Source organism: Streptomyces griseus subsp. griseus (assembly GCF_000720255.1).
GTDB classification, from domain to species: domain Bacteria; phylum Actinomycetota; class Actinomycetes; order Streptomycetales; family Streptomycetaceae; genus Streptomyces; species Streptomyces griseus_I.
In genome coordinates this window covers 63,749-78,136 of the sequence record NZ_JOJE01000013.1, presented here as the reverse complement: position 1 = coordinate 78,136, position 14,388 = coordinate 63,749, and the positions used below count along the sequence as shown (strand labels likewise).

12 protein-coding genes and 1 pseudogene are annotated in these 14,388 nt (G+C 70.6%); 11 read left to right on the top strand and 2 right to left on the bottom strand.

Going from position 1 to position 14,388, the window contains the following annotated elements; translation table 11 throughout:
- Window positions 1-21: 21 nt before the first annotated feature.
- Window positions 22-757 (top strand): annotated as a pseudogene (locus IG99_RS19065) (FAD-binding oxidoreductase).
- Here the strand turns inward: IG99_RS19065 and IG99_RS19060 are convergent.
- Window positions 747-1,328 (bottom strand): biotin transporter BioY, encoded by a 582-nt coding sequence (locus IG99_RS19060; protein WP_037675565.1) that lies wholly within the window; start codon window positions 1,326-1,328, stop codon window positions 747-749. The pseudogene IG99_RS19065 and the gene IG99_RS19060 sit on opposite strands and share 11 nt — an antisense overlap.
- 469 nt (window positions 1,329-1,797) lie before the next feature.
- Between IG99_RS19060 and IG99_RS19055 the strand changes: the two genes are divergently transcribed.
- The 9 genes from IG99_RS19055 (at window position 1,798) to IG99_RS19015 (ending at window position 10,770) form a co-directional block, all read left to right on the top strand.
- Complete coding sequence (locus tag IG99_RS19055; protein ID WP_037675564.1) at window positions 1,798-2,997, top strand: ROK family transcriptional regulator; 1,200 nt, start codon at window positions 1,798-1,800, stop codon at window positions 2,995-2,997.
- Between the two features lie 196 nt (window positions 2,998-3,193).
- Window positions 3,194-4,261, top strand: a complete 1,068-nt coding sequence (locus IG99_RS19050; protein ID WP_037675563.1) for an ABC transporter substrate-binding protein — start codon at window positions 3,194-3,196, stop codon at window positions 4,259-4,261.
- On the top strand, window positions 4,258-5,103 hold the full coding sequence (locus tag IG99_RS19045; RefSeq protein ID WP_037675561.1) for an ABC transporter permease: 846 nt from the start codon (window positions 4,258-4,260) through the stop codon (window positions 5,101-5,103). The genes IG99_RS19050 and IG99_RS19045 overlap by 4 nt, the downstream gene beginning before the upstream one ends.
- Window positions 5,079-5,813, top strand: coding sequence for an ABC transporter ATP-binding protein (locus IG99_RS19040; RefSeq protein WP_037675559.1), 735 nt, complete (start codon window positions 5,079-5,081; stop codon window positions 5,811-5,813). Before IG99_RS19045 ends, IG99_RS19040 begins: the two co-directional genes overlap by 25 nt.
- Window positions 5,810-7,153: an LLM class flavin-dependent oxidoreductase gene (locus IG99_RS19035; RefSeq protein WP_037675558.1), complete on the top strand. Its 1,344-nt coding sequence runs from the start codon at window positions 5,810-5,812 to the stop codon at window positions 7,151-7,153. Before IG99_RS19040 ends, IG99_RS19035 begins: the two co-directional genes overlap by 4 nt.
- 36 nt (window positions 7,154-7,189) lie before the next feature.
- A complete protein-coding gene (locus IG99_RS19030; protein WP_037675557.1) occupies window positions 7,190-8,101 on the top strand; it encodes a TauD/TfdA dioxygenase family protein in 912 nt (303 codons plus the stop codon).
- A 139-nt stretch (window positions 8,102-8,240) separates the two neighbouring features.
- Window positions 8,241-9,617 (top strand): amino acid permease, encoded by a 1,377-nt coding sequence (locus IG99_RS19025; protein ID WP_037675556.1) that lies wholly within the window; start codon window positions 8,241-8,243, stop codon window positions 9,615-9,617.
- A 108-nt stretch (window positions 9,618-9,725) separates the two neighbouring features.
- Window positions 9,726-10,367, top strand: coding sequence for a superoxide dismutase (locus tag IG99_RS19020; protein WP_037675553.1), 642 nt, complete (start codon window positions 9,726-9,728; stop codon window positions 10,365-10,367).
- 139 nt (window positions 10,368-10,506) lie between these two features.
- Window positions 10,507-10,770 carry a hypothetical protein gene (locus IG99_RS19015; protein ID WP_158973202.1) on the top strand — a complete coding sequence of 88 codons (264 nt, stop codon included), beginning with the start codon at window positions 10,507-10,509 and terminating at the stop codon, window positions 10,768-10,770.
- Window positions 10,771-10,789: 19 nt separating this feature from the next.
- On the opposite strand, the gene IG99_RS19010 is transcribed toward IG99_RS19015, so the two are convergent.
- Complete coding sequence (locus IG99_RS19010; protein ID WP_037675550.1) at window positions 10,790-11,452, bottom strand: mycothiol-dependent nitroreductase Rv2466c family protein; 663 nt, start codon at window positions 11,450-11,452, stop codon at window positions 10,790-10,792.
- Window positions 11,453-11,589: 137 nt separating this feature from the next.
- On the opposite strand from IG99_RS19010, the gene pepN reads away from it, so the two are divergent.
- The gene (pepN, locus tag IG99_RS19005; protein WP_037675912.1) at window positions 11,590-14,202 is read left to right on the top strand and encodes an aminopeptidase N; all 2,613 of its coding nucleotides are present in this window, start codon (window positions 11,590-11,592) and stop codon (window positions 14,200-14,202) included.
- Window positions 14,203-14,388: the final 186 nt, after the last annotated feature.

Sequence of the window (14,388 nt, the reverse complement as noted above, 5' to 3'; positions counted from 1 at the left end):
ACCCAGCGGCCCGCCCTCGTCGTGGCCGCCTCCCGCGCAGCCGACATGACCGCTGCCATGCGGTACGCGGCCGAACGGGACCTCCCGGTCGGCGTCCACCACCGGGCACGGGCTGCCCGGCGCCTCGGCGGGCGGTGTCCTCGTCAGCACCCGGCGCATGGACGGCGTGCGCGTCGATCCCGACGCACGCACCGTCCACGTCCAGGCGGGCGTGCGCTGCGGCGCGGTCGTCGCGGCCGCCGAGCCCCACGGGCTGGCGTCACTCAACGGATCGGCCCCGTCGGTCGACGCCGTGTCGTACACGCTGGGCGGCGGACTCGGCATCCTGGCCCGCGAGTTCGGCTACGCGGACGACCACACCACTCGGTGGAGATCGGTCTCGTACCGGTGCGACGGCTCTACGGCGGTTCGCTCGCGTTCGACAGAGGTCAGGTCGATCCGGCGATGCGTCGTCCAGGTCAACCATCTGGGCGGGGCGCTGGCGCGCAGCGCGCCGAACGCGGTGGCGTACCGCGACGGGCGTTTCCTGGTACGGGTGTTGACCGTCGGGGACCGGGAGGCCGCCCGCTCGATCCTCGATCCGGCCTTCGTCCTGCTCGCGCCGGACGCGCTCGGGCGGTTGCTCAACTTCGCCTTCGGGGCCGGTGACCGGGGCGATGGACTGTACGACGCGGAGACGGCGAAGAGGCTCGCCGGGGTCAAGTCGCAGTGCGACCCGGCGAACCTCTTCATCCGGAACTACGGGATCAGCGCTTGACGAGCCTCCAGGCGGTGGGCAGCAGGCCCATCGCCAGGGCGGCCTTCAGGGCGTCGCCGATCAGGAACGGGGTGAGGCCGGCCGCGATCGCCGCGGAGGCGGAGATGCCGGCGGCGTAGGCCAGGTACGGGACGCCGATCGCGTAGATGATCGCCTCGCCCACCAGCATCGTGCCCGCCACGCGCCATACGTCGCGGTCGGCGCCACGGCGGGCCAGGGCGCCGACGACGGTGGACGCGAGGATCATGCCCAGGACGTAGCCGAAGGAGACGGCGCCCGCGCCGGAGGTACCGCTCGCGAACCACGGCACGCCCACGACGCCCGCCAACGCGTACAGGGCGAGGGACAGGAAGCCGCGGCCCGCGCCGAGCGTCGTGCCGACCAGCAGCGCGGCGAACGTCTGCCCGGTCACCGGCACCGGGGAGCCCGGGACGGGCACGGAGATCTGGGCCGCGAGGCCGGTGAGCGCGGCGCCGCCGACGACCAGGGCGATGTCCCGGACCCGGGAGGCCGGGAGCAGGTCGGCGAGGACCGTCCCGGGGCGAATGGACGTGACGGCGGCGGTGCTCATGGGGACTCCGCGGAGGTGAGGGCAGTTGGGGACCCGGTGACGTTATCCCGGCGCCCGCGCGCCGATCACCGTCAGCGCTCGACAAAGGGTGCAACGGGACGTTGGTGGGCTCCGGACAAAGAGTGCTGGTTACACGCGGTACGGCGTGATACCGGTCACCGAGTTGAAGACGCCCGCGTCACACGGGAGGTGACGATCTCGACTGTGGAGTTTCACCCATCCCCTCCGGACCTCCGTCTCGCCCGTCGGACGCCGTCTGGGCAGCGGCGGGCCCCTTTCGCTACCTTCGTGCACATGGTTGCCCAGGCCCGGAACTTCTCGTCGCGTCGATACGTCGACCTGCGACGCGTCGGCGCCACCGCCTGTCGCCGTCCGCGAGCCCTCAAGGAGGGGTGAGGCGGGCGGAGTCGATCCGCCGCGCCTCATCTCCGAACGGCGCAGTGTCGGACCGGCCCCGAGGAAGATTCCCATGCCCCGTACCGCGGCAACCACCCTGATGTCCCCCGTCCCCCGCGTCGCCGATCCCGACCGGCGGCGCACCAGCGCCAGTGTCGTCCTGCGCTCCGTACTGGAGCACGGGCCGGTCGCGCGCAGCACCATCGCCCGGGTGACCGGGCTGTCCCCGGCTTCGGTGACCGACCACTGCGCCCGGCTCGCCGAGCTCGGCCTCCTCCGGGAGTCCGCCGCGCCCCGCCGTTCGGGCGGAGTGGGCCGGCCGCACGTGCCGGTCGAGTTGGACGACTCGCGGTTCGTGGTGGGCGGGCTGCACATCGCGGTGCCGTACACCACGGTCGCGCTGCTCGATCTGCGCGGCCGGGTGGTGGCCGAGCGGCGGCTGAAGCACGGGCGTACCGATCCGCGCGAGGTGCTGGCGCGAGCCGCCGACGGCCTGGGCGCGCTGCTCGCCGAGGTCCCCGGCAGCCGGCCGCTGGGCGTGGGCGTGGCCGCGGGCGGCTGGGTGGACCGGGACTCCGGGACCATCGTCGAACACCCGCTGCTCGGCTGGCGGGACGTGGCGGTGCGGGAGACGGTCCGCGCCCGCACCGGGCTGCCGGTCCATGTGGACGGGCACGCGCGCGCCCTGGTCAACGCCGAGCGGCTGTTCGGGCGGGCGCGGGGCAGCCGCAGTGTCCTGCACCTGTTCGTCGGCAACATGGTCGACGCGGCGTTCGCCACTCACGACGAGGTGCACCACGGGCCGCGCTCGCAGGCGGGCTCCATCGCCCATCTCCCGCTCGCCGGTGGCACGGAGCCGTGCGCGTGCGGGCGGGTCGGCTGCCTCCAGGTCGAGCTGAGCGAGCGGACGCTGTGCCGGCGGGCCCGGGAGGCGGGCGTCATCGACGGCGTGAACCCGATGCATGTGCTGACCGCCGCGGCGGCCGGCGACCCGGTGGCCGTACGGCTGCTCGTGGAGCGGGCCCGGATGGTGGGGCAGGCGGCCGAGTTGCTGCTCGACGTGCTCAATCCGGAGCGTGTCGTCGTCACGGAGATCGGGGTCATCCATCGGGAGGACTGCCTGGCCGCGCTGCGGGAGGCGGTCGGCGCCGAGCGGGCGTCCGCGGTCGTGCCGACGAGTTTTCCCGATTCCGTGCCGGCGACGGCGGGCGGTTCCGTGGTTCTGGACGTCCTCTACCGGGATCCGTTGGGTGCCTCACCCACAGTGAGTTAATTCAGAAACTCCGAATATTGACAGGCGTTCCCCGAGAACAGGAGCATGTTGCTCATGAGCTGTCGCACCCTTTGTTGCTGACGCATTGACGCGCCCCCCGAGCGCTCACCCCTCCCTGCGCGAATTCCCTTCTCCGGCCTTCTGCTGCCCGGAATTCGGCATGCCTTTCTTCCCCGTGAACTCCCGGAGTCCTCCCATGTCTTCTTCGCTCACGTCCGGCTTCGACCGGCGCCTCTTCCTCACCTCGCTGCTCGGCGCGGGTGCCGCCGCCGTCGGGCTGAGCGGCTGCGCCGAGAGCAGCGCCGCCACCGGCAGCGAAGGGGTTTCGACCGCTCCGCTGTCCGACAAGGTTCCCGCCGGCACGAAGCTCAAGATCGCCTCGTATCAGGGGGTGCAGCAACTTCAGTTCAGGCTGGCGAAGTTGCCCAAGCCACCGTTCACGGTGTCGAGTTGGCTGAACATCGGCGCCGGCCCCGATGTCATCAACGCATTCCGCGCCAAGTCCCTCGACGTCGCCAACAACGCGGGAATTCCGCCGATACAGGCGTACTACCAGGGATTCGACGCGAAGATCGTGGCGATCAACATCACCCGCAAGCCGAACTACCTCTTCGCCACGAAGCCGGGCAGCGACATCCGCACGGTCGCGGACTTCAAGGGAAAGAAACTCGCCTTCTCGCAGGGCCAGGCACAGGGCGTCGTCCTGCTGCGGGCACTGAAGCAGGCCGGGCTGAAGTACGACGACGTGAACCTCGTCCCGCTGACCAGCAACCAGTTCCTCACCGCGCTCCAGTCGGGCCAGGTCGACATCGCCCCGCTCGCCAACAGCCAGGCGCCGGCCTACCTGAAGCAGTACGGCTCGAAGGGCGCTCACACCATCACCACCGACGTCGTCGACCTGCTCAACCTGCTGTGGGCGCCGGTGTCCGTGCTGAACGATCCCGCGAAGGCCGCCGCGATCGCCGCCTACGTCCCGCAGTGGGCCCAGGGCCAGGTGTGGCAGTACGAGCACCCCGACGTCTGGAACGAGGAGTTCTACGTCAAGACGCAGAACCTGTCCCTCGCCCAGGCCAAGGACATCACGGCCCTCGCCAACAAGCCCTTGTTCCCGCCGAGTTGGTCCGAGGCCATCAAGTGGGAGCAGGAGACCGCCGATCTGCTCGCGGAAGGCGGCTTCGTGAAGAAGTTCAAGGTCGACTCGCTCTTCGACCACCGGTTCGAGTCCATCGCCGCCAAGGCCGTACCCGAGGAGTACCAGAGGTGACCGCCGTGACCACGACCGCAGCCGTACCCGTGACCGTCGCCGAGGAGCGCCCCCAGGTGCGACGACGGCGTCGGCTCTCCCCCGGCAGGCGTCTGCCCGCCACCCGGCTCGCCGGGCCGCTCCTCCTCCTCGCCCTGTGGGCCGCCGCCTCGGCGGCCGGCCGGCTCGACACCGGAGCGATCCCGGCGCCCTGGACGGTGCTGGAGTCCGGCGTCCACCTGTGGACCGACGGCACGCTGTCCAACGACATCCTGACCTCGCTCCAGCGGGCGGGCTCCGGGTTCGCGATCGGCCTCACCGCGGGGGTCGTACTGGCCCTCGCTTCCGGGCTCAGCCGGACCGGTGAGGCGCTGATCGACGGGACGGTGCAGCTGAACCGGGCGATCCCGACGCTGGGTCTGATCCCGCTGTTCATCCTCTGGCTGGGCATCGGCGAGACCTTCAAGATCGCGATCATCGCCATCGTCGTCTACATCCCGATCTACCTCAACACGCACGCCGCGCTGTCCGGCATCGACCACCGCTTCGTCGAGCTCGCCGAGGTGCAGGGGCTGTCGAAGTTCCAGTTCATCCGGCAGATCGTCATCCCCGGCGCGCTGCCCGGCTTCTTCGTCGGGCTGCGGCTCGGCGTCACCGGATCCTGGCTCGGCCTGGTCGTCCTGGAGCAGATCAACGCCACCAGCGGCCTCGGCTACATGATGTTCCAGGCCCAGAACTACGGCCAGTCGGACGTCATCCTCGTCGGCCTCCTCATCTACGGCGTCTTCGGTCTGATCTCCGACAGCGCGGTCCGTCTCGTCGAACGGAGGGTGCTGTCGTGGCGCCGCACACTCAGCAGCTGACCCGTCCCGCCGTGCGGCTGCGGGAGCTGACCCGCTCCTTCGACACGCGCACGGTCCTCGACGGCATCGACCTCGACATCCCGGCCGGCCAGTTCGTCGCCCTCCTCGGGCACAGCGGCTCCGGCAAGAGCACCCTGCTGCGCGCCGTCGCGGGCCTCGACCACGAGGTCGCCGGCAGCGGACAGCTCACGGCGCCCGAGCGGGTGTCGGTGGTCTTCCAGGACTCCCGGCTGCTGCCCTGGCGGCGGGTGCTGGACAACGTCCTGCTCGGGCTGGACGGCAAGGAGGCGGCCCGGAAGGGGCGGGCCGCCCTCGCCGAGGTGGGCCTGGAGGGCCGCGAACGGGCCTGGCCGAGCGAGCTGTCCGGCGGCGAGGCACAGCGCGCCGCACTGGCCCGCTCCCTGGTCCGCGAGCCCGAACTCCTCCTGGCCGACGAGCCGTTCGGCGCCCTGGACGCGCTCACCCGCATCAAGATGCACTCCCTGCTGCGCGAGCTGTGGGAGCACCACCGGCCGTCCGTGCTGCTGGTCACCCACGACGTGGACGAGGCGATCGTGCTCGCCGACCGGGTCCTCGTCCTCGAACGGGGCCGCATCGGCCTCGACCTGACCATCGACCGCCCGCACCCGCGCTCGTACCGGGATCCGCTGCTGGGCGAGTACCGCGAACGACTGCTCGCCGCCCTCGGCGTGACGGAGGACCACCAGTGACTTCGAGACAGCTCCACCTCAACGCGTTCCTGATGAACACCGGCCACCACGAGGCGTCGTGGCGGCTCCCGGAGAGCGACCCGTACGCCCACGTCGAGCTCGACCATTACGTACGGCTGGCGAGGATCGCCGAGCGCGGCACCTTCGACTCGCTCTTCCTCGCCGACGGACCGCAGCTGTGGGGGACCATCGGCCAGCGCCCGGCCGGCGCCCTGGAACCCCTCACCCTGCTCACCGCGCTGGCCACCGCGACCGAGCACATCGGCCTGATCGCCACCGCCTCCACCTCCTACAACTCCCCCTACAACCTGGCGCGCAAGTTCGCCTCCCTGGACATCATCAGCGGCGGCCGGGCGGGCTGGAACATCGTCACCACGGCCGGTGCCGAGGCCGCCCGCAACTTCGGTCTGGACGCCGAGCCCGCGCACGCCGAGCGGTACGCCCGGGCCGCCGAGTTCCTCGACGTGGCGCTGAAGCTGTGGGACAGCTGGGAGGACGACGCGATCGTCGCCGACAAGGCGGCCGGTGTCTGGGGCGACGACGCGAAGGTGCACCCGCCCCGGCACAAGGGGGCGTACTTCAGCGTCGAGGGTGCCCTCAACGTCCCCCGCTCCCCGCAGGGTTACCCGCTGCTGGTGCAGGCGGGCTCCTCGGAGGACGGCAAGGTGTTCGCGGCCCGGTACGCGGAGGCGGTGTTCACCGCCCAGCAGACCCTGAAGGACGCGCAGGACTTCTACGCCGACCTGAAGGCCCGCACCGCCGCGGCCGGCCGCGACCCCGACCACATCAAGGTGCTGCCGGGCATCGTCCCCGTCATCGGCTCCACGGAGGCGGAGGCACGGGCGAACGAGCAGGTCCTCGAGGACCACATCGTGTACACGCACGGCGTGGACCGCCTGGAGAGGCTCCTGCAACTGGAGCCGGGGACACTGGAGTTGGATGCCCAGCTTCCGGCCGACCTGCCCCCGGAGAGCGCCGTCGAGGGCGCCAAGAGCCGCTACACGCTCATCGTCGAGCTGGCCCGGCGCGAGCACCTCACCGTGCGGCAGCTGGTCGGGCGGCTCGGCGGCGGGCGCGGTCACCTCACCTTCGCCGGGACGCCCGAGCAGGTCGCCGACGCGATCGAGGAGTGGTTCACGCACGGCGCCGCCGACGGCTTCAACATCATGCCGGCCGTCCTGCCCTCGGGCCTCGACCTCTTCGTCGACCACGTCGTCCCGATCCTGCGCGCCCGGGGGCTGCTGCGCACCGAGTACGGCCCCCGCGGCACCCTCCGGGAGCGCTACGGCCTCCCCCGTCCCGCGAACCAGCACGTCACCCCGGCACTCGCCACCGTCTGAGCCCCTGCCCGAGCCACTGCCCGAGAGGACCACCTCATGTCCATCGAGATCAGCAAGGTCACCGCGAACATCGGCGCCAAGGTCTCCGGCGTCGACATCTCCAAGCCCCTCCACGAGGAGACCTACACCGCCCTGCGCGAGGCGCTCAACGCGCACAAGGCCCTCGTCTTCGACGACGTGAACCTCGACGACGAGGGCCAGCAGGCCTTCGTCCGCCACTTCGGCGACATCACCACCGCCCACCCGACGGTGTCCTCCGTCGACGGCGTCCCGAACGTCCTGCCCGTCGACAGCGAACGCGGCCGCGCCGCCAACCACTGGCACACCGACGTCACGTTCGTCCTCAGCCCGCCCCAGGCCACCAGCCTGCGCAGCATCACGGTCCCGCCGTACGGCGGCGAGACGCTGATCGCCAGCTCGGCGGCCGCCTACCGCAACCTGCCCGAGCCGCTCCGGCAGCTGGCCGACACGCTGTGGGCGGAGCACACCAACGACTACGACTACGCCGTCGCGGACGAGGAGGTCGACGAGCGACAGGCCGCCCAACGCTCCCAGTTCACGTCGATCAAGTACCGCACGGTCCACCCCGTGGTCCGCGTCCACCCGCTGACCGGCGAGCGTGGCCTGTTCATCGGCGGGTTCGCGCAGCGCATCCTGGGCCTGTCACCGGGCGAGTCCCGCAAGATCCTCGATCTGCTCCAGGCGTACGTGACCCGGCCGGAGAACGTCCTGCGCCACCGCTGGTCGGAGAACCAGCTGGTCCTGTTCGACAACCGCATCACCCAGCACTACGCCATCGACAACTACGACGGCCTGCCGCGCCGCCTGCACCGGGTGACCGTCGCCGGCGACATCCCGGTCGGCATCGAGGGGAAGGAGTCCTACTCGATCGAGGGTGATGCCTCGCACTACACGCCGGTCGCCGCGCGCCACACGGTCGCCGCGTAACTCGCCGGGCGCCGGGTAAACGGAAGATCACCGACCGTGCCGTCGGCGTCCGCATGGTGGGCGGCCTTCTCCTGTGCCGGGGGAGGCTGCCCAGACTGTGGGCGTTTTTGCCCACCTACGCATTGGACGAGCCGCGCCCATGCCGCACAGCACCACCACGCAGACGCCCCCGCGGGACGCCTCCCTCTCCCACGGTCTCAAACAGCGCCACCTGTCGATGATCGCCCTCGGCGGGGTCATCGGCGCCGGTCTGTTCGTCGGCTCCGGAGCGGGCATCGCCGCCGCCGGACCCTCGATCGTCCTCGCCTACGCCCTCTCCGGCCTCCTCGTGATGCTGGTGATGCGGATGCTGGGCGAGATGTCGGCCGCGTATCCGTCGTCGGGTTCGTTCTCGGCGCACGCCGAGCGCGCCATCGGCCCCTGGGCGGGCTTCACGGCCGGCTGGTCCTTCTGGGTCCTCCTGTGCACGGCCGTCGGCCTGGAGGGCATCGGCGCGGCGAAGATCGTCACCGGCTGGCTGCCGGGCACCCCGGAGTGGGCCTGGGTGGCGCTGTTCATGCTGGTGTTCTGCGGTGCGAACCTCGCCGCCGTGAAGAACTTCGGCGAGTTCGAGTTCTGGTTCGCCGCCCTCAAGGTGGGCGCGATCACCTTGTTCCTGGTTCTGGGCGTGCTGGCCATCGCCGGTGTTCTGCCCAGTACCGACTCCCCCGGGACGTCGAACCTCACGGACTTCCTCCCCAACGGCGGCGAGGGCCTGGTCATCGGTCTGCTCGCCTCCGTCTTCGCGTACGGCGGCCTGGAGACGGTCACCATCGCGGCGGCCGAGTCGGAGGACCCGGTCAGGGGCGTGGCGATGGCGGTCCGTACGGCGATGTGGCGGATCGCCCTGTTCTACGTCGGCTCGATGGCGGTCATCGTGACGCTGGTCCCGTGGGACTCCAAGGAGGTCGTGGAGAAGGGCCCGTACGTCGCCGCCCTGGACCACCTCGGCATTCCCGGTGCCGGACAGCTGATGAACGTCGTCGTCCTGGTCGCGCTGCTGTCGGCCATGAACGCCAACATCTACGGCTCCTCGCGGATCGCGTACTCGCTGGTGGAGCGGGGGCAGGGGCCGAAGGTGCTGGGCCGGGTGTCCGGCGGGGTCCCGCGGATCGCCGTACTCGTCTCCTGCGTGTTCGGCTTCGTCTGCGTGGTGCTGAGCTACTGGCGGCCCGACGACGTCTTCCCCTGGCTGCTCAACATGATCGGCGCGGTCATCCTCGTGGTCTGGATCCTCATCGCGGCCTCGCAGTTGCGGCTGCGCGGTCGGCTGGAACGGGAGGCACCGGAGCGGCTGGCCTTGCGGATGTGGGCGTTCCCGGTGCTGACGTGGGTCGCGCTGGCGGGCATGGCGGCGATCCTCGTCCTGATGGCCCGCGAGCCGGACACGCGCGTGCAGCTGTACTCGACGGGCGGGATGACCCTGTTCCTGGCGGCCGTCGGGTATGCCTGGCAGCGCACCCGTCCCCGGAGTTGACGCGTTCCCATCCCCCGAAGGGCCCTCACGTTCCCACGCGAGGGCCCTTTTTCTTGCTAGCGTGCAGTTGCAACCTCTTTGCAATAAGGTTCGGAGGGGAACCCCGTCATGCCCGTCTACACGCTGCCCGAACTGCCCTACGACTACTCCGCCCTGGCCCCCGTCATCAGCCCCGAGATCATCGAGCTGCACCACGACAAGCACCACGCGGCCTATGTGAAGGGCGCCAACGACACCCTGGAGCAGCTCGCCGAGGCGCGCGACAAGGAGCAGTGGGGCTCGATCAACGGCCTGGAGAAGAACCTGGCCTTCCACCTCTCCGGGCACATCCTGCACTCGATCTACTGGCAGAACATGACCGGCTACGGTGGCGGCGAGCCGCTCGCGGTGGACGGCGTGGGTGAGCTCGCGGACGCGATCACCGAGTCGTTCGGCTCGTTCGCGAACTTCAAGGCACAGCTGTCCAAGGCGGCCGCCACCACCCAGGGCTCGGGCTGGGGTGTCCTCGCCCATGAGCCGCTCAGCGGACGCCTCATCGTCGAGCAGGTCTACGACCACCAGGGCAACGTCGGCCAGGGCGCCACCCCGATCCTGGTCTTCGACGCCTGGGAGCACGCCTTCTACCTCCAGTACCGCAACCAGAAGGTCGACTTCATCGAGGCGATGTGGGCCGTCGTCAACTGGCAGGACGTCGCCCGTCGCCACGAGGCCGCCAAGTCCCGTGCGGACGTGCTGCTCCTGGCCCCCTGAGGGCACCGTGGACGTCCTACCTCGTGATCGTCTTCTCACCCTTCACGAAGGCAGGCGGAATGCCGGAAGCCCCCGCGAGGACGTGACTCGCGGGGGCTTCCCGGCTCCGGGGTTCTGGCGGACGCCCCAGATGTACGGTATGACCGATTCCTTGCCGGTTCACGAGGAGGCGTTCATGGCGTACGTGCGGTGTCCGAGTCCCACCTGCAACGACAGGCTGACGGACTTCCGGGATCTGCAGAGCGAGGCCGAGATCGAGGGAGCCCGGCAGGTGCTGCTGCCGATGCTGGACGGCGGCCACTTCGTGGCCAAGGCCTTCCACCGCTGCGGAACCGACGGCTGCCGCCGCGTCCAGCGCAAGGACAACTGGCGCGTCGGCACGTTCCTGCCCGCGGGGTTGTGACCCCGCCGGCGAGTACCGCCTACAGGTTGCTGAAGTCCGGGCCCTTGGTGCGGGTCCGCTTGAGTTCGTAGAAACCGGGGACCGAGGCGACCGCGAGGGTGCCGTCCCAGAGGCGGGCGGCCTCCTCGCCCTTCGGGGCGGGGGTGACGACCGGACCGAAGAAGGCGATCTGCTCGCCGTCGGGGCCGGGGACCGCGATGACCGGGGTGCCGACGTCCTGGCCGACCTTCTCGATGCCCTCCTTGTGGGAGGCGCGCAGCTCCGCGTCGAACTCGAAGTCCTCCTGCTCGGCGTAGTCGATCAGATCGGCGGGCAGACCCACGTCGGCGAGCGCCGCCGAGATCGCCTCGAGGGTGGGGCCCTCGCCGTTGTTGTGGAAGCGGGTACCGAGCGCGGTGTAGAGCGGGCCGAGCACGTCGGCGCCGTGCTTCTGCCAGGCCGCGGTCACCACCCGGACCGGCTTCCACGCCTTGGTCTCCAGCAGCTCGCGGTACTGCTCCGGCAGCTCGTCCAGCTTGTCCTCGTTCAGCACCCCGAGGCTCATGATGTGCCAGCGGATCTCGATGTCACGGACCTTCTCCACCTCCAGCACCCACCGCGAGGTCATCCAGGCCCACGGGCACAGCGGGTCGAACCAGAAGTCGACGGGGGTCTTGCCGGATGCGGTCGCGGACTCGGACATGGCTCTCCCTACGGAAACGGTCGTTTGAACGGGCAACATCGACCGTCCCCCGCCGCATTCCCGACTGCCTCCGATCAGGGGCACATGGCAGGATCGGGCCTGTCCGCATGCTGATCACAGCCGAGGGAGTACCACCCGTGCCCGGTGAGAACCTGACCCGTGACGAGGCCCGGGAGCGGGCCGCCCTGCTGTCCGTCGACGGGTACGACGTGTCCCTCGACGTGCGCTCCGCCGTCACCGGCGAGGGGGACACCGAGGAAGGGGCGCCGCGCACCTTCCGCTCGGTCACCACGATCCGCTTCCGCTGCAACGAGCCGGGCGCCTCGACCTTCGCGGACCTCATCGCACCGAGCGTGACCGCCATCACTCTCAACGGCCGTGATCTGGACCCCGGCGAGGTCTTCGACGGCACCCGGATCGTCCTGGAGGACCTCGCCGCCGACAACGAGCTGGTCGTCGACGCCCAGTGCGCCTACTCGCGCACCGGCGAGGGCCTGCACCGCTTCGTCGACCCCGAGGACGGCGAGGTGTACCTCTACACGCAGTACGAGCCGGCCGACTCCCGCCGCGTCTTCGCGGGCTTCGAGCAGCCGGACCTCAAGGCCCCCTTCCGCTTCGAGGTGCGGGCGCCCGAGGAGTGGACGGTGTGGAGCAACGGCGCCGGTGAGCGGCACGACGGGGTGTGGCGGTTCGCGGAGACGAAGCCGATCTCGACGTACATCACCTGTGTGGTGGCGGGCCCGTACCACTACGTGACGGACTCCTACACGCGTGACCTGGGTGACGGTGCGACCCTGGAGATCCCGCTCGGCGCCCTGTGCCGCAAGGGCCTGGCGCCGCACTTCGACGCCGACGACGTGTTCCTGGTGACCAAGCAGGGCCTGGACTTCTTCCACGACCACTTCGACTACCCGTACCCCTTCGGCAAGTACGACCAGGCGTTCGTGCCCGAGTACAACCTCGGCGCGATGGAGAACCCGGGTCTGGTGACCTTCCGGGAGGAGTTCATCTTCCGGGGCAAGGTGACGCGGGCGTCGTACGAGGGCCGCGCGAACGTGATCCTGCACGAGATGGCACACATGTGGTTCGGCGACCTCGTCACCATGGAGTGGTGGGACGACCTGTGGCTCAAGGAGTCCTTCGCGGACTTCATGGGCGCCTTCTCCCTGGTCGGCGCGACCCGCTTCGAGGACGGCTGGATCACCTTCGCCAACCGCCGCAAGGCCTGGGCCTACCGCGCGGACCAGCTGCCCTCCACCCACCCGATCACGGCCGACATCCGCGACCTCCAGGACGCCAAGCTCAACTTCGACGGCATCACCTACGCCAAGGGCGCGTCGGTGCTGAAGCAGCTGGTCGCCTACGTCGGCCAGGACGCGTTCCTCGAGGGCGCCCGCCGCTACTTCAAGCGGCACGCGTACGGCAACACCCGCCTCGGCGACCTGCTGGCGGTCCTGGAGGAGACCAGCGGCCGGGACATGGGGACGTGGGCGCGGTCCTGGCTGCAGACGGCCGGGGTGAACTCGCTGACCCCGCAGGTCCTGCTGGGCGCCGACGGCCGGGTCGAGGAACTCACGGTGCTCCAGGACGCCCCGGAGTCGCACCCCGAGCTGCGGCCGCACCGGGTGGCGATCGGGCTCTACCGGCTCACGGCGAACGGCACGCTGGAGCGGTACGCCCGCGCCGAGGCGGACGTGGACGGCGCGCGTACGGTCGTACCGGAACTGACCGGCGCCGAGGCACCGGAGCTGGTCCTGGTCAACGACGACGACCTCACCTACTGCAAGACCCGCTTCGACACGACCTCGCTGGAGACGCTGCGCGGGCACCTGGGCGACCTCACCGACCCGCTGGCGCGCGCCCTGTGCTGGTCGGCGCTGTGGAACATGACCCGGGACGCGCTGCTGCCGGCGCGGGACTTCGTGGGGCTGGTGCTGCGGTTCGCGGGGCGCGAGTCCGACATCGGCGTGCTGCAGATGCTGCACGCGTGGGCGAACTCGTCCCTGGTCCACTACGCAGCCGTCGACTGGCGTGAGACGGGCGGCCGGCTGCTGGCGGAGGGCGCGCTGCGGGAACTGCGGCAGGCGGCGCCGGGCAGCGAGCACCAGCTGGCATGGGCGCGCTTCTTCGCGACGGTGGCATCCGGGGAGGCCGGCCTGGGGCTGCTGCGGGAACTCCTGGACGGCACGTCCGCCATCGAGGGGCTCGACGTCGACCAGGAGCTGCGATGGGCCTTCCTGGAGCAGCTGACCGTGCACGGCGCCGCCGACGAGAAGGACCTGGCCGCCGAACTCGCGCGCGACGACACCGCCTCCGGCAAGCGCCACCAGGTCCGCTGCCTCGCCTCCCGCCCGTCGGAGGCGGTCAAGGCGCAGGCGTGGGCGCAGGTGGTGGAATCGGAGGCGCTGTCGAACGCGCTGGTCGAGGCGACGATCGGCGGCTGGGTGCAGCCCTCGCAGCGGGAGCTGCTCGCGCCGTACGCGCAGAGGTACTTCGCGGCGATCGAGCGGGTGTGGGAGCAGCGGTCGATCCAGATCGGGATGGATGTGGTGCGTGGCCTGTTCCCGTCGCTGGCGGACTCCCAGGAGACGCTGCGGGCGACGGACGCGTGGCTGACGGCGCACGAGACGGCGGCTCCGGCCCTGCGCAGGCTGGTGCTCGAGGCGCGGGACGATCTCGCGCGGGCGCTGCGGGGGCAGGCGCGGGACGCGGAGGCGGCGGGGGCCGGGGCCGGCGCGGCTGCCGAGTGAGTCAATCAGGGTTGACCTTTGGCCTTGGATTCGGCGGGTTGTGACCGTTACAAGATGCGTGCTCTGCGGCCGTAACCCCTGGTCCATCCCCGGAGGGACCAGGGGCTTTCGGCATCCGAACACCCGTCCTTTAGGGCAGCCTTGTCCGCATTTGTCGACGACCGTGTAACACGGGTTCAGGACGGC

Bases quoted from the DNA above. Each gene is read 5' to 3' on its own strand.
- IG99_RS19060 (WP_037675565.1), bottom strand. From the start codon at position 1,328: ATGAGCACCGCCGCCGTCACGTCCATTCGCCCCGGGACGGTCCTCGCC.
- IG99_RS19055 (WP_037675564.1), top strand. From the start codon at position 1,798: ATGCCCCGTACCGCGGCAACCACCCTGATGTCCCCCGTCCCCCGCGTC.
- IG99_RS19050 (WP_037675563.1), top strand. From the start codon at position 3,194: ATGTCTTCTTCGCTCACGTCCGGCTTCGACCGGCGCCTCTTCCTCACC.
- IG99_RS19030 (WP_037675557.1), top strand. From the start codon at position 7,190: ATGTCCATCGAGATCAGCAAGGTCACCGCGAACATCGGCGCCAAGGTC.
- IG99_RS19025 (WP_037675556.1), top strand. From the start codon at position 8,241: ATGCCGCACAGCACCACCACGCAGACGCCCCCGCGGGACGCCTCCCTC.
- IG99_RS19020 (WP_037675553.1), top strand. From the start codon at position 9,726: ATGCCCGTCTACACGCTGCCCGAACTGCCCTACGACTACTCCGCCCTG.
- IG99_RS19015 (WP_158973202.1), top strand. From the start codon at position 10,507: ATGACCGATTCCTTGCCGGTTCACGAGGAGGCGTTCATGGCGTACGTG.
- IG99_RS19010 (WP_037675550.1), bottom strand. From the start codon at position 11,452: ATGTCCGAGTCCGCGACCGCATCCGGCAAGACCCCCGTCGACTTCTGG.